We start from the raw sequence: 22,532 nt of genomic DNA, 5'->3' as shown, positions 1-22,532 counted from the left end.
ATTTGCTTGAATGGAATACATGTAACCTGATGAACGTGAAAATACACTCAACGCCACCGGGACGGGAGTAGGCACTTGTTAGTCATAATTGGATATGTCGTGGTCATGGGGTCCGTCTTCGGCGGGTTCGTGCTGTCTGGCGGCCACGTTGGGGCGCTTTTTCAGCCACTCGAACTGCTGATGATCGGCGGCGCCGCGGGGGGCGCTTTCCTGGTCGGTAACAACACCAAGGCGATCAAGGCCACGATGAAGGCGCTGCCGACGGTGCTGAAAGGGTCGACCTACACCAAGGCGCTGTACATGGAGCTCATGGCGCTGCTCTTCGAGATCCTGACCAAGTCCCGCAAGGAAGGCTTGATGTCGATCGAAGGCGATATCGAGGAACCTGAAAGCAGCCCGATCTTCAGCAAGTACCCGGGCGTGCTGGCGGACCATCACCTCATCGAATTCATGACTGACTACCTGCGTCTGATGGTGTCGGGCAACATGGATGCCTTCCAGATCGAAAACCTGATGGACAACGAAATCGAAACCCATCACCACGAAGGCGAAATTCCGGTGCATTGCATCGCCAAGCTGGGCGACGGTATGCCGGCGTTCGGTATCGTGGCGGCGGTGATGGGGGTGGTGCACACCATGGAATCGGTGGGTATCCCGCCTTCCGAACTGGGTATGCTGATCGCGCACGCGCTGGTGGGTACCTTCCTCGGTATTCTGCTGGCATACGGCTTCGTGGGCCCGCTCTCCAGTCTGCTGGAACAGAAACTGCACGAATCGACCAAGATCTACCAATGCGTGAAGGTGACGCTGCTGGCCAGCCTGAATGGCTATGCGCCGGCGCTGTCGATCGAATTCGGCCGCAAGGTCCTGTTCTCGACCGAACGTCCGACCTTCCTGGAACTGGAAGAACACGTCAAGCAGGCCAAGGGCAAGTAAGCTTCGGGCAAGCGCGCGACGTTATAGTCGATTCACACAGGCAACAGTATTGAGGCAGGAGCACAGGCATGGCCGACGAAGGGCTACGTCCCATAATCGTTAAACGGATCAAGAAGGGCGGCGGTGGTCACCACGGCGGCGCCTGGAAGATCGCGTACGCCGACTTCGTGACGGCAATGATGGCGTTCTTCCTGCTGATGTGGCTGCTTGGCTCGACCGCCAAGGGCGACCTGAACGGGATTGCCGAATACTTCAAGACCCCGCTGAAGGTGGCCATGGCGGGCGGCTCCGGCAGCGGTGACGCCAATACCGTCCTTCCCGGCGGCGGCAAGGACCTGACGCGTCAGGACGGCCAGTTGCGCAAGGGCGAGAACGACGTGGTCACGCGCAAGCAGACCCTGAAGCAGGCCCAGCAGGAGCTGGAGCGTGCCGAACGGACCCGTCTGGAGGAATTGAAGTCGCGCATCGAAAAGGCGATCGACTCCAATCCCACCCTGAAGCAGTTCAAGAACCAGCTGCTCATCGATATCACCTCCGAAGGCTTGCGCATCCAGATCGTGGACGAGAAGAACCGTCCGATGTTTGCCCTGGCCAGCGCGCAGCTGCAGCCCTATACCAAGGAAATCCTGCACGAGATCGGCCGTACCCTGAACGATGTGCCCAACAAGATCAGCCTGTCGGGGCATACCGATGCCACGCCCTATTCGCAGGGCGAGAAGGGCTACAGCAACTGGGAACTCTCGGCTGACCGCGCCAATGCATCGCGTCGCGAGCTGATCCTGGGCGGCATGGATGAATCCAAGGTGTTGCGGGTGGTTGGCCTGTCCTCGGCGGTATTGCTGGACAAGGAAGACCCGTTCAATCCGATCAACCGGCGTATCAGCATCATCGTGATGAACAAGAAGGCAGAAGAACTGGTGGAGAAGGATAGCGGTTCGCTCAACGTCCCCACCGATGCCAGCGACGATGATGTCCAGCAGGGCTTGAGCGCACCTGCCAAGAATTGACCTAGAAGTGTTTTAACTGTCCAAGGGAAGAGAGCCGGATATGCCGACCAAGACCATGCTGCAGGAGCTCAAGCGCTTGTTGCTCGATACTGCCAGCGGCGGCAGTCGCCAGTTGACGGAGGTGGAGTCTGACCTGGTCCAGACCAACATCCTCCTGGGCGAGGCCATCGGCAAGCTGGGTAGCAGCTTCATGGAGCTGCACCGTTCGGTGCAGGCCCAGCAGACTATCCTGGAAGATCTGATGAATGGCACCGGCACGTTCGACGCCGCCAGCATCGAGCGTCTCAAGGGGACCCAGGCCCAGGTCAGCCACCACGTCAATGCGGCGGTGACCGGCCTGCAGTTCCAGGACATGACCAGCCAGCTGCTCGAGCGTATCGTGCGTCGTGTCATCGGCCTGCGCGAAGCGCTGGGCGTGCTCAGTGCCAACAGCTTCGAGATCGTCCCGGAACAGGACCAGACCGACGTGGAGCTGGAAGAATTGCTCGCCAGTACCGTCCAGGCCATGGAAGAGCGCCTGACCGTGCTGGACAATGGCCTCTGGAAAGCCGTGCGTCAGACGCGCATGGAAAGCGGCGACATCGAATTGTTCTGAGCGGTCGGCAGCGTTGTCATGGGCCCGGGCAACCGGCAGAGTGGTACAAGATTGAACTAGGTCATTCCGGGCCGGCACAGTGGTAGGTCCGATACCAAGGGTGCGGCATAATGCGTAAGCGCATGAGCCTTATTGAAGAAACAGGGAGTAACGATGTCCAAAACAATTCTCGCAGTAGATGATTCCGGATCACTGCGTCAGATGGTGGTATTCAGTCTGAAGGCTGCGGGTTACAACGTCACCGAAGCGGTCGACGGTGTGGACGCGCTGGAAAAGGCCAGGTCGCAGACCTTTGACCTGGTCCTGACCGATCAGAACATGCCACGCATGGACGGCCTGACCTTGATCCGCTCCTTGCGCGAGCTGACCAGCTATGCGCGTGTCCCCATCCTGATGCTGACCACCGAGTTCAGCGACGAAATGAAGGCCAAGGGCAAGGCCGCCGGCGCCAATGGCTGGCTGGTCAAGCCCTTCGACCCGCAGCGCCTGACCGAGGTCGTCAAGAAAGTGATCGGCTGATTTGCCAGGAAAACAAGAACGACACGAACTGCATCCTTGATGGAGCCCAGGCATGAGCATTGATATGAGCCAGTTTTTCCAAGTCTTTTTCGACGAGGCCGAAGAGGGGCTCGCCGAAATGGAAAAGCTGTTGTTGGCCGTCAATGTGGCCTCGCCGGATCCGGAGGATCTCAATGCCGTCTTCCGTGCAGCCCACTCGATCAAGGGGGGCTCGTCGACATTCGGCCTGACCGATATCGCCGAGGTCACGCACGTCCTCGAATCCTTGCTGGACCGCATTCGCCAGGGCCAGATGGCGCTGACCTCCGAGCATGTGGACGCCTTCCTGGCGGCCAAGGACGTGCTCAAATCCATGCTGGATGGTCACAAGCATGGCGCCGAGGTGGATCTGGACGCCGTGGGCGACGTGCGCATGCTGCTGGAGGCACTGTCCCAGGGCAAGAGTTCGGCCCCCGCCAAGCCAGCCGCGTCAGCCGCCCGTGCGGCCGCTGTTGCGCCCGGTCCGGGCGGAGTGTGCCGCTATCGGCTGGACATGCCGGTCATCGCCGACAAGGACGCCGAAGCCCTGGCCGACGAGCTGTCCATGCTGGGCAAGATCGAAAAGACCAAGTCACCCGAAGGCCGCTGGGTCTTCGTGCTGGACACGGCCGAGCCCATCGATGACGTGGTCGCCATTTGCGCCTTCATCGTCAACGTGGACGAGCTGAAGGTATCGCAAGCGGTCGAACCCGCACGCAGTAGCGATGAAGAACGCGGATATGGTTTCTTCGATAACTTCGTGACCCAGGAAGATCGCGAGCGCGCCCAGGGTTATGGCTTCTTTGACAACCATACTGCCATTGAAGACAAGGAACGTGAGCAGGGCTACGGCTTCTTCGCTCCGTTCGTGCCGCTGGACATCAGCGCCAAGAAGAATGACAGCGATACCCTGAGCCAGCCCCATCCCGAGGATGTACCGCTGCCCGTGACCGAGCAGGCTGGTGCCGAAAAGAAGGCCGCCAAGAGTGGCGCCGCCGCGGCCCAGGGACATGAATCCTCGTCGATCCGGGTGAGCATCGAGAAGGTGGACCAGTTGATCAACCTGGTCGGCGAACTGGTGATTACCCAGGCCATGATCGAGCAACGCGTGGGCAAGCTCGACCCCATGACCCACGAGCATCTGCTCAATAGCGTCAGCCAGCTGAGCCGCAATACCCGCGATCTGCAGGAATCGGTGATGTCGATCCGTATGATGCCCATGGATTACGTGTTCTCGCGCTTCCCGCGCATGGTGCGCGATCTGGCGCACAAGCTGGGCAAGCAGGTCGAGTTCGTCACCCATGGCGCGGCCACCGAACTGGACAAGGGCTTGATCGAGCGTATCGTCGATCCCTTGACGCACCTGGTGCGCAACAGTATCGACCATGGCATCGAGCTGCCCGATGCGCGCCGGGCGGCGGGCAAGGGCGAGGCAGGGACGTTGTCGCTGTCGGCCGAACACCAGGGCGGCAACATCATCATCGAGGTCACCGACGACGGCGGCGGGCTCAACCGTGACAGGATCCTGGCCAAGGCCAAGCAGCAGGGCATGCCGGTCAACGACAATCTCTCCGACGCCGAGGTCTGGCAGCTGATCTTCGAACCCGGCTTCTCCACGGCCGAGCAGGTGACCGACGTGTCGGGCCGTGGCGTGGGCATGGATGTGGTCAAGCGCAATATCCTGGCCATGGGTGGCGCGGTGGATATCCGCTCCAGCAAGGGCTTTGGCACCACGATTTCGATCTCGCTGCCCCTGACGCTGGCGATCCTGGATGGCATGTCGATCCGGATCGGTGAAGAAGTTTACATATTGCCGCTAGGATATGTGGTTGAATCTTTGCAGCCATTAGCGCAAGATATCAAGGAAATCAGTGGCCAGGGCCAAGTGCTGCGCGTGCGTGGCGAATACCTGCCGCTGATACCGCTTTATCAGATTTTCAACATCGTGCCTTCCTTCACCGACCCCTCGCAGGGGCTGGTGGTGATCCTGGAGTCCGATGGCAAGAAGGCGGCATTGTTCGTGGATGACCTGATCGGGCAACAGCAGATCGTTGTCAAGAATCTGGAATCCAACTATCGGAAGGTTGCCGGTATTTCCGGTGCTACCATTCTGGGTGACGGCGGCGTCGCCCTGATTGTCGATGTGGCAGCATTGCTGCGATCCAGCCGCCAACTGAATGACGAATCTGTATTTTCCTGATTTTTAAAGGGCCACACCATGTCTGACACTGCATCCAAGAATCTTTCCGGCTTCGGCGACAAGACCGACAGCAACGGAAACGAATTTCTTGCCTTCACCCTGGGTAAGGAAGAATACGGCATCGATATTCTGAAGGTTCAGGAAATCCGCGGCTACGAAGCCGTGACCCGCATCGCCAATTCGCCCGACTTCATCAAGGGCGTCGTGAACCTGCGCGGCATCATCGTCCCCATCGTCGACATGCGCATCAAGTTCCAGCTGGGCGAGCCGACCTATGACCAGTTCACGGTCGTGATCATCCTCAACATCGGCGGTCGCGTGGTCGGCATGGTGGTCGATAGCGTGTCCGACGTGATCACCCTGACCCAGGAACAGATCAAGCCGGCACCGGAGATGGGCACCACCTTCGACTCCGACTACCTGATCGGCCTGGGTACCCTGGAACAGCGCATGCTGATCCTGGTGGACATCGACAAGCTGATGTCCAGCGCCGAAATGGGCTTGATCGAAAAGCTGGCAGCCTGATCAGGACAGGCCTGCAGCAAGAGGATCCGGAGGAGACGCAGTCCGGATCTGGCGCCCGTCGTCATTCGGCACAGCAGGAAAAGCGGGCAACATAGCCCGGTACAGAAGAGAAAAAGGCATCCGCCCGAAGGTGGATGCCTTTTTTATTTGGGCGGGCCCGGTGCAAGGCCGGGCCTGGTGGCCTGTCAGTGGAAGTGCTCGACCGGCGGTGGGGTGTCTTCCGGCATCTCGGCATGCACCAGTTCGCCTTCGCGGTCGGGGAAGAGCGGGGCGCCGCAATCGTCGCAGAACTCCATCGTGAAGCGCTCGGTGTGGTGCTTGATGTGCACGATGCCGCATTCCCGCAGCACCGTCAGGATCTGCTGCAGCGGGCTGGTGGGCAAGCCCTCGGCCAATCCGGCACCGGTGGGGAGCATCAGGGGCAGTTCATCGCCGCTTTCCTGCTCGTACAGCGGCCAGACCGTGCCATAGACCACGGTGGGGTCGTCGCCAATGGAAAAGCCGATACGGTATTCGTCGACCTGGCCGTTGATATCCTCGGAGAAGCCGCCGATGCTGGCGTGCAGCTCGGAGGAGTTGATCTCCAGGGTTTGCGTCAGGAAGTAGTCGGCCGCGCGGATGGAGGCCGGGCGGATGCGCTTGTCGGCTTCGCGGCAGCCGAAGTAATAGGCCTGCGGCAGCAGCAGTTCGACATTGCAGCCCGGCAGCAGGCGTGCAAAGAGCGGCGTGACCTGCTGCTTCCAGGCATCGAAGGCGGCGCTCTTGTTGGTCGAGAAGTGGCTTTGCTGCTCGCTCTCCTGCCAGTGGAACAGGGCATTGCCCGACGGCACGGTCACAGCCGCAATCACATAGCGGGTATCGGCCAGGAAGGCGGCGGTAGGCTGCTGGTCGCCGCGCAACTGGACGCTGCCCTTCTTCAGGGCGCTCTGGCCCATCTGGCGGGTCAGCGCGAAGACGTCGGTATGCAGGCGCGGCAATTGCTCGATGGAGAACAGCATCGGCGCCAGCGCCAGGCCGGCGTCCTTGGCCAGGACGTGGGCATGCAGGTGGGCGGCGATGGCATTGTGCAGGTCGCCGGCGATGGTGCCGGAGGCGATGGAGAAGCGGGTCCAGGCCAGCACCGGCAGGATCAGCAATTGCACGTCGTAGTCCTGGCCATCGTGCTCCACGGTGGTCGATTCGCTGCCGGCTTCGACGGCTTCGATCAGGACGTCATAGGCATCCAGATCGGCCTTGAACAGGTGGTCCAGGGCAGCATCGATGAGCGTCTGGTGGCCGGTGCGCAGCAGTTTGTTGAGCAGGGCGTCCAGGGGTTTCAGCCAGGCCCGTTCTTCGAGCCGGCTGGAGGCCTGCGCGATGGCTTGCGCAAAGGTGACCAGGTGCTGGCTGTCGACAGAGAGCTTGGAGGAGGAACGTTTGGCGGGACGACGCATGGAGGCAATCTGTAGAGAAACGAAACTCCCTATTGTAGATGATTTGGACCGGGAGTCATTGCCGCAGCCGCGCCGTGATGGGGCAAGGCAATAAAAAAACGCCGGACGAATCCGGCGTTCTTTTTTGCTCCAGGCCGCAGCACCCGGGGGCGCTGCGGGGATCCTGTCTGGCTTAGGCAGCCAGCAGCTGGCGCAGCACGAACGGCAGGATGCCGCCATGCTTGTAGTAGTCCACTTCGATCGGGGTATCGATACGCAGCAGGACCTTGACTTCCTTGGTTTCGCCGTTCTTGCGATGGATCACCAGGGTAGCGTCCTGTTGCGGCTTGATCTCGCCGTCCAGGCCCTTCAGGTCGAAGGTTTCGTCGCCGACGATGCCCAGCGTCTGCACGCTGTCGCTGCCCTTGAACTGCAGCGGCAGCACGCCCATGCCAACCAGGTTGGAACGGTGGATACGCTCGAAGGAACGTGCGATCACGGCCTTCACGCCCAGCAGCTGGGTGCCCTTGGCAGCCCAGTCACGGGAGGAGCCGGTACCGTACTCTTCGCCACCGAAGACCATGGTCGGGGTTTCAGCTGCGACGTACTTCATGGCGGCGTCGTAGATCGACATTTCTTCACCGGTCGGCTGGTGCAGGGTGATGCCACCTTCCACGCGCGAGCCGTCAGGCTTGGCCGGGATCATCAGGTTCTTGATACGCACGTTGGCGAAGGTGCCGCGCATCATGATCTCGTGGTTACCGCGACGCGAGCCGTAGGAGTTGAAGTCGGCCTTCAACACGCCGTTGGCCTGCAGCCACTTGCCGGCCGGGCTGGATTCCTTGATGGAGCCTGCCGGCGAGATGTGGTCGGTGGTGATCGAGTCGCCGAACACGCCCAGGGCGCGTGCGCCGGTGATGCCAGCCGATGCGATCTTGGGTTCTTCGGAGAAGTTCTCGAAGAACGGCGGCTCGGCGATGTAGGTCGAGGACGGCCAGTTGTAGACTTCGCCCTTGGCGACGCCCTTGATGGCTTCCCACAGCTTGCCAGGAGCGCCCTTCACGTCGGCGTAGTTTTCCTTGAAGGTCTTGGCGTTCATGGCGAACTTCAGCAGCTTTTCGATCTCTTGCGAGGTCGGCCAGATGTCGCCCAGGAAGATGTCCTTGCCACCCTTGCCCTTGCCGACCGGTTCGGTCATCAGGTCACGGGTAACGTTGCCGGCGATGGCGTAGGCCACCACCAGCGGCGGCGAAGCCAGGAAGTTGGCGCGGATGTTCGGGTGGATACGGGCTTCGAAGTTGCGGTTGCCCGACAGCACGGCGGCCGCCACCACGTCGTTCTTGACGATGGCTTCGTTCATGGCCGGGGTCAGGTCGCCAGCGTTGCCGATGCAAGTGGTGCAACCGTAGGCCGTCACGCCAAAGCCCAGCTTTTCCAGGTAGGGCAGGAGGCCTGCCGCTTCCAGGTACTTGGTCACCACGCGCGATCCGGGCGCCAGCGAGGTCTTGATGTGCGGAGCGACCTTCAGGCCGGCTTCCACAGCCTTCTTGGCCAGCAGGCCAGCCGCCAGCAGCACGCTCGGGTTGGAGGTGTTGGTGCAGGAGGTGATGGCGGCGATCAGCACGTCGCCGTTGTGCACGTCCACGCCGTCGGCGTTCTTGTAGGCGGCGCCCAGGTCGTCAGCCTTCTTGTTGAAACCGTTTTCGGCCACCGGCTTGGTGAACAGGTCGGAGAAGGTGGACTTGACGTTGCCGATCTCGATGCGATCTTGCGGACGCTTCGGGCCAGCCAGGGACGGGGCCACGGTGCCCAGGTCCAGGGAGACTTCCTGGGTGTAGTCGATCTCGCCAGCCTTGGGGATGCCGTACAGGTTCTGTGCCTTGAAGTAGGCTTCGAAGGCGTCGATCTCGGCCTTGGTGCGGCCGGTGCCCTTGAAGTAGTCGATGGTGGCGTCGTCAACCGGGAAGAAGCCCATGGTGGCGCCGTATTCCGGTGCCATGTTGGCGATGGTGGCGCGGTCGGTCAGCGACAGCGACTGGGTGCCTTCGCCGAAGAATTCGACGAACTTGCCCACGACCTTGGTCTGGCGCAGCAGTTCGGTGATGGTCAGCACCAGGTCGGTGGCGGTGACGCCTTCGCGCAGTGCGCCGGTCAGGTTCACGCCGACCACGTCGGGGGTCAGGAAGTAGACCGGCTGGCCCAGCATGCCGGCTTCGGCTTCGATGCCGCCCACGCCCCAGCCGACCACGCCGATGCCGTTGATCATGGTGGTGTGGGAGTCGGTACCGACCAGGGTGTCAGGGTAGTAGACACCGGTCTTGTTGTGCACGCCACGTGCCAGGTATTCCAGGTTGACCTGGTGGACGATGCCGAAGCCCGGGGGCACCACACCGAAGGTATCGAAGGCTTGCATGCCCCACTTCATGAACTGGTAACGCTCGTTGTTGCGCGAGAATTCCAGCTTCATGTTCAGGTCCAGTGCCTTCTTCTCGCGGAAGTGGTCGATCTGCACCGAGTGGTCAACCACCAGGTCCACGGGGACCAGCGGTTCGATGTTCTTGGGGTTCTTGCCCAGCTTGCTTGCGACGTTGCGCATGGCGGCCAGGTCGGCCAGCAGCGGCACGCCGGTGAAGTCCTGCAGCACCACGCGGGCGACCACGAAGGGGATCTCATCCACGCGGGCAGCCTTGGCGCCCCAGTTGGCCAGTTGCTTGACGTGTTCTTCGGTGACCTTCTGGCCATCGCAGTTACGCAGCACCGATTCCAGCACGACGCGGATGGACACCGGCAGACGGGAGATATTCACGCCCAGCGATTTTTGCAGGGCGGGCAGGGAGTAGAACTTGCCCTTCTTGGAACCGGAAATCTTGAATTCCTTTAGGGTGTTCAATGTGTTGCGAGACATGGCCTCTTCTCCTTAAATTGGCAATTTAGTGGTGTTAGCTAGTCGAATCCGGTTTGCGCTGCAATGGTGAACTGCGTGGTGCTGCCTGATTCTGTCTTGCGTTCTGCACCGGGAATGCTGCTTTCCCGGATCAGTTCTGCTGTGCCGCGGCAACCGCCGGCGCACCCGCTGTCGCGGCGGCCTTCAGTTGATCGGCGTTCTTGCATTCGTTGGCCAGCTGCTGGCCTTTCTTGGAGTCCAGCAACAGGCCCTTGGCCGGGATACCGATCCAGACCAGGCCCATCTTGTGGTTCTCGAAGCGGTTGGCGCCGGTGGTGGTGTCCACGCGGGTGAGGCGGTGGATACGCTTGTTCCAGCGGATGGCGATGTGCTTGTCGTCGGACTCGTTCTTCCAGATGGTCAGCTTGTTGCCCAGTTCGCACTGGTAGTCGGCCGACAGCGTGCCGCCCAGTTCGGGTTCGCTGTCATCATCCTCGGCATCCGACGAGAAGGGCATCTTGGCGGCCGGGGCAGCGGCAGCAGCAGCGGCGGCCTTCTTGGCCGGCACCTTCTTGGTCACCTTCTTCTTGGCGGTCGTCTTGGTGTCGGTGCTGTTCTGTGCCTGGGCAATCCCGGCGGTGGCGAACAGGGCGCCCAGCAGGGCGATCAGGGTCAAGTGCTTTTTCATAACGATATCGGGTCGGTCTTTACGGCTTGGTTGAGAGGGAGGCGCCTGCGGCGAACCAGTCGGCTGCCGGCGGTGGCAATTCCACACCGGTGGCATGCGCGCGTTGCAGGATACTCCAGTAATAGCGATAGCTTGCACGATCGTGCAGGTTGCCCAGATGCTGGATCGGGCCCCATTGCACCGATTGCGCCTTGAGCAAGATCTGTGCCGCCAGCTCGGCCTCCTCGGTGGAAGGCGACATGGCCTGCACGATCGGGCGGATCTGGTCCGGGTGGATGCTCCACATCCGGGTATAGCCAAATTCCTGTGCCGCGCGGCCTGCATCGGCGGCCACGGCGGCGGGATTCTTGATGTCGGTGGTCACGTTATGTGACGGCACCTTGCCGTGCGCGTGGCAGGCGGCGGCAATTTCCAGCTTGGCGCGACGTACCAGCGGGTGGTCGAACTGTCCGGGGGAGCGCATGGCGCTACCGGGAATGGCTCCGTAGTGCGCGGAGACGAAATCCATGACCCCGAACGAGAGCGACTGCACCTGCGGCAGCGCGGCGATCTTCCAGGCATCGGCCAGGGCGCCGTGGGTCTCGATCAGTACATGCACCGGCAGGTCGGCGCGGCCGGCGGCCTGGCTGGCGCGGCTGATTGATGCCAGTGCGCGCTGCACATCGGCCAGGCCTTCGGGCTTGGGCAACATCAGGAAGGCCAGCTCACGGGCGGCACCGCCGCAGATGAGGGCGACATCCTGCTCGAAATAAGGGCTGCCGACGTCGTGCACGCGCGCGCCAATGCGGCGGTGGCCATTGTCGGGGCCGGCGATCAGTGCTGCGACCAGTTCGGCGTGCGCGGCTTCATTGCCGGCGGCAGCGCCGTCTTCGCAGTCGAAGGTGATATCGAACAGCGCACCGAGCTCCTGTTGCAGGGCCATCGACTTGCGCATCAGCTTCTCGGAGCCGGCGTAGTGATCGCACACCGGAAGCGAAACCGGTTGCTGGGCACCTGGGAACAAGACCTGGGAGGGATGCATTGCTGCTGAGTGTGTTCGGTGAAAGTTGGTCGTGACGGTCAACGTGCTAGATCTGTGGATACGGCACGGCGGCAGTTGCCTGCCGCCGTGCCGTGGGTCGATTAGCCGACCAGGTGCTTGACGCCTTCGCGCTCTTCCATCAGCTCCTTCAGAGTGATGTTGATGCGCTCTTGCGAGAACTCATCGATCTCCAGACCCTGGACGATCTTGTACTCGCCGTTCTCGGTGGTCACCGGGAAGCCGAACATGGTGCCTTCGGGGATGCCATAGGAACCATCCGAGGGGATGCCCATGGTGGTCCACTTGCCGTTGGTGCCCAGGACCCAGTCACGCACGTGGTCGATGGCGGCATTGGCGGCCGAGGCTGCCGAGGACAGGCCACGGGCTTCGATGATGGCGGCGCCGCGCTTGCCGACGGTGGGCAGGAACACGTTCTTGTTCCATTCCTGGTCGTTGATGGCGTCCTTGACGGAGGCGCCATCGGCAGTCGCGAAGCGGTAGTCGGCGTACATGGTCGGCGAGTGGTTGCCCCACACGCACAGCTTTTCGATGGCCGAAACCGGCTTGCCGATCTTGGCAGCCACTTGCGACAGGGCGCGGTTGTGGTCCAGGCGCAGCATGGCGGTGAAGTTCTTGGCCGGCAGGTTCGGCGCCGACTTCATGGCGATGTAGGCATTGGTGTTGGCCGGGTTGCCGACCACCAGGACCTTCACGTCACGCGAAGCGACGGCGTCCAGCGCCTTGCCCTGCACGGTGAAGATCTGGGCGTTGGCTTCCAGCAGGTCCTTGCGTTCCATGCCGGGGCCACGGGGACGGGCACCCACCAGCAGGGCCACGTCGGCGTCCTTGAAGGCGGTCATCGGATCGCTGTGGGCGGTCACGCCAGCCAGCAGGGGGAAGGCACAGTCATCGATTTCCATGATGACGCCCTTGAGCGCCTTTTGTGCCTTCTCATCGGGGATTTCCAGCAGTTGCAGGATGACCGGCTGGTCTTTGCCGAGCAGGTCGCCATTGGCGATGCGGAAGAGCAGGGAGTAACCGATCTGACCGGCGGCGCCGGTGACGGCAACACGCTTGGGGGCTTTAGCCATGTGAATCTCCAAAAGAGGTGATGAAAAAAAGCATTCCGACTGCATCGAAGCGCACGTTGCGGTCGCGTCGCGGTGAGCGCGGCAGGGCCGTCTGCGGTTGCTTCTGGTTTGCGCAAGTAAATGCGCGACTTCCTCGAATTCTTGTTAGGCCGCCATGATACCGTCGAAAGCGCAGTGCGTCATTGCTTTCACCCGGGCGTCTGTGGACAAATCAAAAACCTGTCAAACTTGTGTGCTGGTTACATGAAAACACCGGTTTCGGAGCACCTTGATGAGATCGATTCTCGTTATCGTCTGCTGCTCGGAAATTCGCTTGCTGCCTGCGTTGGGGGTCTTCAGCTTGCTCGCGAGTGTAGGCCTGCGAAAGACTGCTGTCAATCAATATCTTATGTCTTATATAAGACATATTATTGCCTAGTTTTTGCTGGACGGGCGTAGGGTTTATGTGTTGAAATTCGGGGTTATGAGCTCGATCCTGCCTAATTCGAACAACGCTGACGCGCAAGCCGCGGGGGCGGGTGTTGCCAGTCCGGCGCCCACTTTCAGTCCGTTGTACCAGCAGATCAAGGCGCTCATCATGCAGCGCCTGGAAGCCGGTGAGTGGAAACCCGGTGAGCTCATCCCCAGCGAGGTCGAGCTGGGCGGCCGCTTCAAGGTCAGCCAGGGGACGGTGCGCAAGGCCATCGACGAGCTGGCGGCCGAGAACCTGGTGGTGCGCCGCCAGGGCAAGGGTACCTTCGTTGCCACCCATCATGAGACCCAGGCGCAATTCCGCTTCCTGCGGCTGATGGCCGATAGCGACGAGCCGCAGCGTCCCGAGAACAAGATCGTCGAAGTCAAGCGCGTACGCGCATCCGCCGAAGTGGCCCGTCAGCTGGACATGAAGTCCGGCGACTCCGTCATTTTCATCCGGCGGGTAAAATCATTCAATGGCACTCCCATCATCCTCGAAGACATCTGGCTGCCTGGCGCCATCTTCAAGGGGCTGACGGCCGAGCGCCTGGTGGAATACCGTGGGCCGCTGTACGGCCTGTTCGAGTCGGAATTCGGTACGCGCATGATCCGTGCCGAAGAGCGCATCCGCGCCGTCGGGGCGGATCCGGATGCGGCAGAGTTTCTGGGCGTGTTGCCCCAAACGCCGTTGCTCAGTGTGGAGCGGGCTTCATTCACCTACGGCGACAAGCCGGTGGAAATGCGGCGCGGGCTGTACCTGACGACGAATCATCATTATCAGAGCGAGTTGAGCTGACGGTCCTGCCGGAGTGCTGCGCGGACCATGGTCCTGCAGCGGGGAGGGGTGCTGTCAAGCCTTTTTGGCATGCTGCGAAGCGCAATAATTGTTGATGGTGATTTAGAAAATCGGCGAAAATTGCAGGATTGTTTTAATCTGAGGAGAACCTTGTATGTCTGAAGCCGCTAAACCACCACGGCCGCAATTCCGTAACATACACCTAACCCAAATTGCTGGCTATCGCATGCCCCTGGCCGCTCTGGTCTCGATCATGCACCGCATCAGCGGTCTGTTCCTGTTCCTGATGCTGCCCTTCGTGCTGTTCCTGCTGGACAGCAGCCTGCTCTCGGAAGGCACCTTCGACTACCTCAAGGGCTTCACCTCGGGCTGGTGTGTCAAGCTGGTCATCCTGGCCCTGTCCTGGGCATACCTGCATCACTTCTGCGCCGGCATCCGCCACCTGATCATGGATAACCACATCGGTCTGGACAAGGACAGCGCGCGCAAGTCCTCGGCAACTGTCCTGGTGGTCAGCATCACGCTGATGGTCCTGGTCGCATTGAAACTGTTCGGAGCATTCTAAAAATGGCTGATAACAATATCGGACCCAAGCGCCTGGTCGTCGGCGCCCACTATGGCCTGCGTGACTGGCTGGCGCAACGCGCCACCGCCGTCGTGATGGCGGTCTACACCGTCATCCTGCTGGTGTGCTTCTTCACGTCGACCAACTTCAGCTACCAGGGCTGGGCGGCGCTGTTCTCGCATCAATGGTTCAAGGTCGCCACCTTCGCGGTGTTCATGGCGCTGTTCTTCCACGCCTGGATCGGCGTGCGTGACGCGCTCATGGACTACGTCAAGCCGGTCGGCGTGCGCCTGGTCCTGCAAGTTGCCGCCATCCTGTGGCTGATCGGTTGCGCTGGCTATGCTGCGCAGATTCTCTGGAGAAACTAATCGTGGCTGCAATCAAATCCGCCATCACTACCCGCCGCTTTGACGCGGTCATCGTCGGCGCCGGTGGCTCCGGCATGCGCGCCTCGCTGCAACTGGCCGAAGCCGGCCTGAACGTCGCTGTCCTGTCCAAGGTCTTCCCGACCCGCTCGCACACCGTGGCTGCCCAGGGCGGCATCGGCGCTTCGCTGGGCAACATGTCGGAAGACAACTGGTACTGGCACATGTTCGACACCGTCAAGGGTTCGGACTACCTGGGTGACCAGGACGCCATCGAATTCATGTGCCGTGAAGCACCGAAGGCCGTCTACGAGCTGGAACACTTCGGCATGCCCTTCGACCGCAACCCGGATGGCACCATCTACCAGCGTCCGTTCGGCGGCCACACCGCCAACCTGGGCGAAAAGCCGGTCCAGCGCGCCTGTGCCGCTGCCGACCGTACCGGTCACGCACTGCTGCACACCCTGTACCAGCGCAACGTGCGCGCCAAGACCCACTTCTTCGTCGAGTGGATGGCGCTGGACGTGATCCGCAACGAAGAGGGCGATGTCCTCGGCGTGATCGCGCTGGAAATGGAAACCGGCGAAATCATGATGCTGCACGCCAAGACCACCCTGTTCGCCACCGGCGGTGCAGGTCGTATCTGGGCCGCATCGACCAACGCCTTCATCAACACCGGCGACGGCATGGGCATGGCGGCACGCGCCGGCCTGCCGCTGCAGGATATGGAATTCTGGCAGTTCCACCCGACCGGCGTGGCCGGCGCGGGCGTGCTGATCACCGAAGGTGTGCGCGGTGAAGGCGGCATCCTGATCAACAGCAACGGCGAACGCTTCATGGAGCGCTATGCGCCGACCCTGAAGGATCTGGCCCCGCGTGACTTCGTGTCGCGTTCGATGGACCAGGAAATCAAGGAAGGCCGCGGCGTTGGCCAGCACAAGGACCACGTCCTGCTGGACCTGCGTCACATCGGTGCCGACACCATCAAGAAGCGTCTGCCCTCGATCCTGGAAATCGCCCACAAGTTCGCCAACGTCGATGCGACCAAGGAACCGATTCCTGTCGTGCCGACCATCCACTACCAGATGGGTGGTATCCCCACCAACATCAATGGCCAGGTGGTCGCGCCCAAGGGCGGTTCGATGAAGGAAGTGGTGCAGGGCATGTACGCCATCGGCGAATGCGCCTGCGTGTCGGTGCACGGCGCCAACCGCCTGGGCACCAACTCGCTGCTGGATCTGGTGGTCTTCGGCCGCGCTGCCGGTAACCACATCGTCAACAGCCGCCTGCAGGACCAGAGCCACAAGCCCATCCCGGCCGGCGCCCTGGACCGCTCGCTGGAACGCATCGCCCATCTGGAAAACAGCACCGGTTCCGAGCGCGTGCAGGACGTCGCCAACGACATCCGCGCCACCATGCAGAAGTACTGCGGCGTGTTCCGTACCGATGCCCTGTTGAAGGAAGGCTACGAAAAGATCATGGAGCTGGACGAGCGTCGCAAGCACGTCTCCTTCAAGGACAAGTCCAAGGTCTTCAACACCGCCCGCGTGGAAGCGCTGGAGCTGGACAACCTGATCGAAACCGCCAAGGCCACCATCACCTCGGCCGAAGCGCGCAAGGAATCGCGCGGCGCCCACGCGCAAAGCGACCACGAGCAGCGCGACGACGTGAACTGGCTCAAGCACACGCTGTGGTTCTCCGAGGGGAATCGTCTCGACTACAAGCCGGTCAACATGCAGCCGCTGACCGTCGAGACCTTCAAACCTAAAGCACGTACTTTCTAAGAGGTCGCAACATGACTCGCACCCTGAAATTCAAGATTTATCGTTACGATCCGGACAAGGACGACAAGCCGTACATGCAAGACCTGACGGTGGAACTGAAGCCGACCGACAAGATGCTGCTGGACGCCCTGCAACGCATCAAGTCCGACGTGGACGATTCCCTGGCGCTGCGCCGCTCCTGCCGCGAAGGCGTGTGCGGTTCCGACGCCATGAACATCAACGGCAAGAACGGTCTGGCCTGCATCACCAACCTCAACGAGCTGAGCGAACCCATCGTCCTGAAGCCGCTGCCTGGCCTGCCGGTGATCCGCGACCTGATCGTGGACATGACCAACTTCTTCAAGCAGTACGATTCGATCAAGCCTTACCTGATCAACGACAGCATCCCGCCCGAGAAGGAGCGCCTGCAGTCGCCCGAGCAGCGTGAAGAGCTGGACGGCGTCTACGAGTGCATCCTGTGCGCCTGCTGCTCGACGTCCTGCCCGTCGTTCTGGTGGAATCCGGACAAGTTCGTCGGTCCTGCCGGCCTGCTGCAAGCCTACCGCTTCATCGCCGACAGCCGCGACGAAGCCACCGGTGCGCGCCTGGACAACCTGGAAGATCCGTACCGCCTGTTCCGCTGCCGTTCGATCATGAACTGCGTCGATGTCTGCCCCAAGGGTCTGAACCCCAACAAGGCCATCGGCAAGATCAAGGAACTGATGGTCCGTCGTTCGGTATAAGCCTTATCGGCTTATGTGCCAGCCAGGCCCGCCATCCGGCGGGCCGCAGCGGGGAGCAGGGTGGTGGCGCTCCCCGTGGCCGGCCCGGTCAGATCGGGTCCGGTTGCAAGTGAAATGAAGAGATACAAGAAATGAGCGAGTTCACGACTGAACGTCACCAGGATGATCCGGCCAAACGCGCGCGACTGCGCTGGCGTGCCCGCCGCGGGTTGCTGGAGAACGATCTGATCTTGACGCGCTATCTCGATGCCAATGAGGCCGGGATGAGCGACGACGAGGTCGATGCCTTCTCGCGCCTGATGGATCTGACCGACAACGACCTGATGGACTTGCTGCTGGCTCGCAAGGAGCCGGAGGCGGCGGTTGACCTGCCCCAAGTGCATGCGTTGCTGAAGAAACTGCGTACTGCCTGATTTTTGCGCCTGGCCACAAGCCAGACGGATTCTGCTCGATCGCGGCCTGTTTTGTCTCGCCACCCGACGTCCATGGATTGGTCGTCGCCTGGTTCGTCGCGGTCGCGCTTTTGATTAACGGTTTCACCCTCCCCGCAAAAAGGAAAAGCTATGTCCAACACCGATATCAAAGCTACCCTGTCGTTCTCCGACGGGTCTCCGTCCGTAGATTTTCCTATCTACAAGGGCAGCATCGGTCCTGATGTGATCGATATCCGCAAGCTCTACGGCGCCACCGGCAAGTTCACCTACGACCCGGGCTTCATGTCGACCGCGTCCTGCAACTCCTCCATCACCTACATCGATGGCGACAAGGGCGAGCTGCTGTACCGCGGCTATCCGATCGAGCAGCTGGCGGTGAACTGCGACTTCCTGGAATCCTGCTACCTGCTGCTGCACGGTGAGCTGCCCAACGCCGCCCAGAAGACCGAATTCGTCAACACCGTGACCCAGCACACCATGGTGCACGAGCAGATGAACTTCTTCTTCCGTGGCTTCCGCCGTGACGCGCACCCGATGGCGGTGCTGACTGGTTCGGTGGGCGCACTGTCGGCCTTCTACCACGACTCGCTGGACATCTCCAACGCCAACCACCGCGAAGTGTCGGCCATCCGCATGATCGCCAAGCTGCCGACCCTGGTGGCCATGGCCTACAAGTACAGCATCGGCCAGCCGTTCGTGTATCCGCGCAACGACCTGTCCTACACGGCCAACTTCATGCGCATGATGTTCGCCAACCCGTGCGAAGAGTACAAGGTCAATGAAGTCCTGGTGCGCGCGCTGGACCGCATCCTGATCCTGCACGCCGACCACGAACAGAACGCCTCGACCTCGACCGTGCGTCTGGCTGGCTCCTCGGGCGCCAACCCGTTCGCATGTATCGCCGCCGGTATCGCCTGCCTGTGGGGTCCTGCCCACGGTGGTGCCAACGAAGCTGCACTGACCATGCTGGAAGAGATCGGTTCGGTCGAGAATATCCCTGAGTTCATCAAGCAAGTGAAGGACAAGAACTCCGGCGTGAAGCTGATGGGCTTCGGTCACCGCGTCTACAAGAACTACGACCCGCGTGCCAAGCTGATGCGCGAAACCTGCTACGAAGTCCTGAACGAACTGGGCCTGCACGACGACCCGCTGTTCAAGCTGGCCATGGAGCTGGAAAAGATCGCCCTGGAAGACGACTACTTCGTTTCCCGCAAGCTGTACCCGAACGTCGACTTCTACTCGGGCATCGTGCAGCGCGCCCTGGGTATCCCGACCTCGATGTTCACCTGCATCTTCGCCATGGCCCGTACCATCGGCTGGATTGCCCAGTGGAACGAAATGATCTCGGATCCGGAACAAAAGATCGGCCGTCCCCGCCAGCTGTTCGTGGGCTCGCCGCGTCGCGACGTCCCGCCCATCGACAAGCGTTGATGAACTCGGCCGCTTGCCCGTTCGAGTTGTTGAATGGGCAACGGTCGGTGTGTTGAAAGGCTTGTTCTTCCCGTCTTCCGGGATTCTCCGGAAGAGGCTTGAGCGGCGCTGTGACAAGGCTTTGCGGACCGGCGTTGGCAGTTGGAAACGCCCGTCGCATCTGGTTTCAAATAAAAAAGCGAATCCCCAAGGATTCGCTTTTTTATTTGATATTCGGATATATAATTCCGGAGCGCTGACTGGATGACGTACAGAAGTTCAGGTAGACAAGGTCCTTCCCCACAACTTGATGCAATCCGCTAACCGGTCAGGCCGTGTCGCGGAAGGTGTAGAAACCCGCTAATCTCGCGAAACGCGAAGAAAGGTGAGCAAATGACAAAGCTCTACGAGCAATACAACATCAACTCCTACCTCTTCGGTGGGAATGCTCCGTACATCGAGGAATTGTACGAAGCCTATCTGAACAATCCCGGCTCTGTCCCCGAAAACTGGCGTGCTTATTTCGATGCGGTGCAACACGTGCCCGCCACCGATGGCTCGAACCGCCCCGACGTTGCCCACGCACCGGTGATTGCTTCCTTCGCCGAGCGCGCCAAGCAAGGCCCGATCCGCACCGTCATCGCCTCCGCCGACTCCGACATGGGCCGCAAGCGTGTTGCGGTGACCCAGCTGATCGCCGGCTACCGTGACCTCGGTTCCCGCTTCGCCAACCTGGACCCGCTGCAACGCCAGGAACGCCCCAACATCCCCGAACTCGATCCCTCCTTCTACGGCTTCACCGATGCCGACCTGGATATCGTCTTCAACATCAACAATACCTACTTCGGCCCGGAAACCGCATCGCTGCGCGATCTGCTGCAGATGCTGCGCGACACTTACACGCGCTCCATCGGTGCCGAGTTCACCTACATTTCGGACATGGCCGAAGTGCGCTGGCTGGAAGAGCGTCTCGAGCCGACCCGTGCCGTGCCCAGCTTCTCCTCCGACAAGAAGAAGCACATCCTGGAGCGCCTGACCGCAGCCGAAGGCCTGGAGCGCTACCTCCACACCAAGTACGTCGGCCAGAAGCGCTTCTCGCTGGAAGGCGGCGAATCCTTCATCGCCTCCCTGGATGAAACCATCCAGCGCGCCGGTGAAAAGGGTGTGCAGGAAATCGTCATCGGCATGGCCCACCGTGGTCGTCTGAACGTGCTGGTCAACATCCTGGGCAAGACCCCGCAGGAACTGTTCTCCGAGTTCGAAGGCCGTCACGCCGACGACCTGCCGGCCGGCGACGTTAAGTACCACCAGGGCTTCTCCTCGGACGTCTCCACCCCTGGCGGCCCGGTCCACCTGTCGCTGGCCTTCAACCCTTCCCACCTGGAAATCGTCAACCCGGTGGTCGAAGGTTCGGTCAAGGCCCGTATGGATCGCCGCGGCGACAAGGATGGTTCGCAAGTGCTGCCGATCCTGGTGCACGGTGATGCCGCCTTCGCCGGTCAAGGCGTGGTGATGGAAACCCTGAACCTGGCCCAGACCCGTGGCTACGGCACCGGTGGTACCGTCCACATCGTCATCAACAACCAGATCGGCTTCACCACTTCCGATCCGCGCGACTCCCGTTCGACCCTGTACTGCTCGGACGTGGTCAAGATGATCGAAGCCCCGGTGCTGCACGTCAACGGCGATGATCCGGAAGCTGTCGTGTTCGCCACCCAGATCGCTGTCGACTACCGCATGAAGTTCAAGAAGGACATCGTGGTCGACATCATCTGCTTCCGCAAGCTGGGCCACAACGAGCAAGATACGCCTGCTCTGACCCAGCCGCTGATGTACAAGAAGATCGCCCAGCACCCCGGTACCCGCAAGCTGTACGCGGACAAGCTGTCGGCCCAGAAGACCATCGCCACCGACGGTGGCGAAGAGCTGGTCAAGGCCTACCGCGCCGCCATGGACGCTGGCAAGCACGCCATCGATCCGGTGCTGACCAACTTCAAGAGCAAGTACGCCGTCGACTGGCTGCCGTTCCTGAACCGCAAGTGGACCGACGCCGCCGAGACCGCCGTGCCGATGGCTGAACTGAAGCGCCTGGCCACCAAGATCACCACCGTGCCGGAAGGCTTCAAGGTGCACTCGCTGGTCGAGAAGGTCTTGAACGACCGCGCCGCCATGGGTCGTGGCGACATCAACCTGGACTGGGGCATGGGTGAACACCTGGCCTACGCCAGCCTGGTGTCCTCCGGCTATGCCGTGCGCCTGACCGGTCAGGATGCCGGCCGTGGCACCTTCACCCACCGCCACTCGGTGCTGCACGACCAGAACCGCGAGCGTTGGGATGCCGGTACCTATATCCCGCTGCAGAACGTGGCTGAAAACCAGTCCACCTTCACGGTGATCGACTCGGTGCTCTCCGAAGAAGCCGTGCTGGCCTTCGAATACGGCTACTCGACCGCCGAGCCGAACACCCTGACCATCTGGGAAGCCCAGTTCGGCGACTTCGCCAACGGTGCCCAGGTCGTCATGGACCAGTTCATCACCAGCGGCGAAACCAAGTGGCAACGTCTGTGTGGTCTGACCATGCTGCTGCCGCACGGTTACGAAGGCCAGGGTCCGGAGCACTCTTCTGCGCGTCTGGAACGTTACCTGCAGCTGTGTGCTGAGCAGAACATGCAGGTGTGCATCCCGTCCACTCCGGCACAGGTCTACCATATGCTGCGTCGTCAGGCGCTGCGCGGTATGCGCCGTCCGTTGGTGGTGATGTCGCCGAAATCTCTGCTGCGTCACCCGCTGGCAACCTCGTCTCTGGAAGAGCTGGCTAACGGCACCTTCCTGCCGGCTATCGGCGAGATCGACGAGTTGGATCCGAAAGCGGTCAAACGCGTGGTCATGTGCTCCGGTAAGGTCTATTACGATCTGCTGGAACAACGCCGCAAGAACGACCAGAAAGACGTGGCTATCATCCGTATCGAGCAGTTGTACCCGTTCCCGCATCAGGCCGTTCAGGCGGTGCTGGAGAAGTATGCTCACGTGCATGATTTCGTCTGGTGTCAGGAAGAGCCGCTGAACCAGGGCGCCTGGTACTGCAGCCAACACAACTTCCGTGAAGT

Annotated in this window: 19 protein-coding genes; 14 read left to right on the top strand and 5 right to left on the bottom strand. The window is 61.3% G+C overall.

Annotation, left to right across the window (positions count from 1 at the left end; translation table 11 throughout):
• Positions 1-75: 75 nt before the first annotated feature.
• The 6 genes from motA to ACIPHN_RS16615 all read left to right on the top strand — a co-directional run bounded on the left by motA (position 76) and on the right by ACIPHN_RS16615 (position 5,800).
• Complete coding sequence (motA, locus tag ACIPHN_RS16640) at positions 76-936, top strand: flagellar motor stator protein MotA (protein WP_400437833.1); 861 nt, start codon at positions 76-78, stop codon at positions 934-936.
• 68 nt (positions 937-1,004) lie between these two features.
• A complete protein-coding gene (gene motB, locus ACIPHN_RS16635; protein ID WP_400437832.1) occupies positions 1,005-1,943 on the top strand; it encodes a flagellar motor protein MotB in 939 nt (312 codons plus the stop codon).
• Between the two features lie 40 nt (positions 1,944-1,983).
• The gene (locus ACIPHN_RS16630; RefSeq protein WP_400437831.1) at positions 1,984-2,538 is read left to right on the top strand and encodes a chemotaxis protein; all 555 of its coding nucleotides are present in this window, start codon (positions 1,984-1,986) and stop codon (positions 2,536-2,538) included.
• Positions 2,539-2,691: 153 nt separating this feature from the next.
• Positions 2,692-3,057, top strand: a complete 366-nt coding sequence (locus ACIPHN_RS16625) for a response regulator (RefSeq protein ID WP_198981777.1) — start codon at positions 2,692-2,694, stop codon at positions 3,055-3,057.
• A gap of 52 nt (positions 3,058-3,109) precedes the next feature.
• Positions 3,110-5,275 (top strand): chemotaxis protein CheA, encoded by a 2,166-nt coding sequence (gene cheA / locus ACIPHN_RS16620; RefSeq protein ID WP_400437830.1) that lies wholly within the window; start codon positions 3,110-3,112, stop codon positions 5,273-5,275.
• Between the two features lie 18 nt (positions 5,276-5,293).
• Positions 5,294-5,800: a chemotaxis protein CheW gene (locus ACIPHN_RS16615; protein ID WP_058896055.1), complete on the top strand. Its 507-nt coding sequence runs from the start codon at positions 5,294-5,296 to the stop codon at positions 5,798-5,800.
• A gap of 185 nt (positions 5,801-5,985) precedes the next feature.
• On the opposite strand, the gene ACIPHN_RS16610 is transcribed toward ACIPHN_RS16615, so the two are convergent.
• The 5 genes from ACIPHN_RS16610 to ACIPHN_RS16590 all read right to left on the bottom strand — a co-directional run bounded on the left by ACIPHN_RS16610 (position 5,986) and on the right by ACIPHN_RS16590 (position 12,896).
• Entirely contained in the window at positions 5,986-7,233 is a 1,248-nt protein-coding gene (locus ACIPHN_RS16610) for a DUF2863 family protein (protein ID WP_400437829.1), read from the bottom strand.
• Positions 7,234-7,405: 172 nt separating this feature from the next.
• Positions 7,406-10,117 (bottom strand): aconitate hydratase AcnA, encoded by a 2,712-nt coding sequence (gene acnA / locus ACIPHN_RS16605; RefSeq protein ID WP_400437828.1) that lies wholly within the window; start codon positions 10,115-10,117, stop codon positions 7,406-7,408.
• Between the two features lie 130 nt (positions 10,118-10,247).
• A complete protein-coding gene (locus ACIPHN_RS16600; RefSeq protein ID WP_400437827.1) occupies positions 10,248-10,784 on the bottom strand; it encodes a hypothetical protein in 537 nt (178 codons plus the stop codon).
• A gap of 19 nt (positions 10,785-10,803) precedes the next feature.
• Positions 10,804-11,805: an HpcH/HpaI aldolase/citrate lyase family protein gene (locus ACIPHN_RS16595; RefSeq protein ID WP_400437826.1), complete on the bottom strand. Its 1,002-nt coding sequence runs from the start codon at positions 11,803-11,805 to the stop codon at positions 10,804-10,806.
• Positions 11,806-11,906: 101 nt separating this feature from the next.
• A complete protein-coding gene (locus tag ACIPHN_RS16590) occupies positions 11,907-12,896 on the bottom strand; it encodes a malate dehydrogenase (protein ID WP_400437825.1) in 990 nt (329 codons plus the stop codon).
• A gap of 463 nt (positions 12,897-13,359) precedes the next feature.
• Between ACIPHN_RS16590 and ACIPHN_RS16585 the strand changes: the two genes are divergently transcribed.
• From ACIPHN_RS16585 to ACIPHN_RS16550, 8 genes are all read left to right on the top strand, one after another.
• On the top strand, positions 13,360-14,145 hold the full coding sequence (locus ACIPHN_RS16585; RefSeq protein WP_400437824.1) for a GntR family transcriptional regulator: 786 nt from the start codon (positions 13,360-13,362) through the stop codon (positions 14,143-14,145).
• 154 nt (positions 14,146-14,299) lie between these two features.
• A complete protein-coding gene (gene sdhC / locus ACIPHN_RS16580) occupies positions 14,300-14,710 on the top strand; it encodes a succinate dehydrogenase, cytochrome b556 subunit (protein ID WP_400437823.1) in 411 nt (136 codons plus the stop codon).
• 2 nt (positions 14,711-14,712) lie between these two features.
• A complete protein-coding gene (gene sdhD / locus ACIPHN_RS16575) occupies positions 14,713-15,078 on the top strand; it encodes a succinate dehydrogenase, hydrophobic membrane anchor protein (RefSeq protein ID WP_400437822.1) in 366 nt (121 codons plus the stop codon).
• Between the two features lie 2 nt (positions 15,079-15,080).
• On the top strand, positions 15,081-16,859 hold the full coding sequence (sdhA, locus tag ACIPHN_RS16570; protein WP_400437821.1) for a succinate dehydrogenase flavoprotein subunit: 1,779 nt from the start codon (positions 15,081-15,083) through the stop codon (positions 16,857-16,859).
• Positions 16,860-16,870: 11 nt separating this feature from the next.
• The gene (locus tag ACIPHN_RS16565) at positions 16,871-17,581 is read left to right on the top strand and encodes a succinate dehydrogenase iron-sulfur subunit (RefSeq protein ID WP_180668336.1); all 711 of its coding nucleotides are present in this window, start codon (positions 16,871-16,873) and stop codon (positions 17,579-17,581) included.
• A gap of 131 nt (positions 17,582-17,712) precedes the next feature.
• Positions 17,713-17,994: a succinate dehydrogenase assembly factor 2 gene (locus tag ACIPHN_RS16560; RefSeq protein WP_400437820.1), complete on the top strand. Its 282-nt coding sequence runs from the start codon at positions 17,713-17,715 to the stop codon at positions 17,992-17,994.
• A gap of 150 nt (positions 17,995-18,144) precedes the next feature.
• On the top strand, positions 18,145-19,446 hold the full coding sequence (gltA, locus tag ACIPHN_RS16555; protein WP_400437819.1) for a citrate synthase: 1,302 nt from the start codon (positions 18,145-18,147) through the stop codon (positions 19,444-19,446).
• A gap of 372 nt (positions 19,447-19,818) precedes the next feature.
• The coding region (locus ACIPHN_RS16550) for a 2-oxoglutarate dehydrogenase E1 component (RefSeq protein WP_400437818.1) at positions 19,819-22,532 on the top strand (2,714 nt) is incomplete at its 3' end.

Source organism: Herbaspirillum sp. NPDC087042 (genome assembly GCF_044745245.1).
Lineage (GTDB): Bacteria > Pseudomonadota > Gammaproteobacteria > Burkholderiales > Burkholderiaceae_D > Herbaspirillum.
Note: the sequence above shows the minus strand (reverse complement) of the source record. Positions and strands in the feature narration are given on the sequence as shown.

Coding starts and splice junctions, on each gene's coding strand:
- motB (WP_400437832.1), top strand. CDS start 1,005: ATGGCCGACGAAGGGCTACGTCCCATAATCGTTAAACGGATCAAGAAG.
- ACIPHN_RS16630 (WP_400437831.1), top strand. CDS start 1,984: ATGCCGACCAAGACCATGCTGCAGGAGCTCAAGCGCTTGTTGCTCGAT.
- ACIPHN_RS16625 (WP_198981777.1), top strand. CDS start 2,692: ATGTCCAAAACAATTCTCGCAGTAGATGATTCCGGATCACTGCGTCAG.
- cheA (WP_400437830.1), top strand. CDS start 3,110: ATGAGCATTGATATGAGCCAGTTTTTCCAAGTCTTTTTCGACGAGGCC.
- ACIPHN_RS16615 (WP_058896055.1), top strand. CDS start 5,294: ATGTCTGACACTGCATCCAAGAATCTTTCCGGCTTCGGCGACAAGACC.
- ACIPHN_RS16610 (WP_400437829.1), bottom strand. CDS start 7,233: ATGCGTCGTCCCGCCAAACGTTCCTCCTCCAAGCTCTCTGTCGACAGC.
- acnA (WP_400437828.1), bottom strand. CDS start 10,117: ATGTCTCGCAACACATTGAACACCCTAAAGGAATTCAAGATTTCCGGT.
- ACIPHN_RS16600 (WP_400437827.1), bottom strand. CDS start 10,784: ATGAAAAAGCACTTGACCCTGATCGCCCTGCTGGGCGCCCTGTTCGCC.
- ACIPHN_RS16595 (WP_400437826.1), bottom strand. CDS start 11,805: ATGCATCCCTCCCAGGTCTTGTTCCCAGGTGCCCAGCAACCGGTTTCG.
- ACIPHN_RS16590 (WP_400437825.1), bottom strand. CDS start 12,896: ATGGCTAAAGCCCCCAAGCGTGTTGCCGTCACCGGCGCCGCCGGTCAG.
- ACIPHN_RS16585 (WP_400437824.1), top strand. CDS start 13,360: ATGAGCTCGATCCTGCCTAATTCGAACAACGCTGACGCGCAAGCCGCG.
- sdhC (WP_400437823.1), top strand. CDS start 14,300: ATGTCTGAAGCCGCTAAACCACCACGGCCGCAATTCCGTAACATACAC.
- sdhD (WP_400437822.1), top strand. CDS start 14,713: ATGGCTGATAACAATATCGGACCCAAGCGCCTGGTCGTCGGCGCCCAC.
- ACIPHN_RS16565 (WP_180668336.1), top strand. CDS start 16,871: ATGACTCGCACCCTGAAATTCAAGATTTATCGTTACGATCCGGACAAG.
- ACIPHN_RS16560 (WP_400437820.1), top strand. CDS start 17,713: ATGAGCGAGTTCACGACTGAACGTCACCAGGATGATCCGGCCAAACGC.
- gltA (WP_400437819.1), top strand. CDS start 18,145: ATGTCCAACACCGATATCAAAGCTACCCTGTCGTTCTCCGACGGGTCT.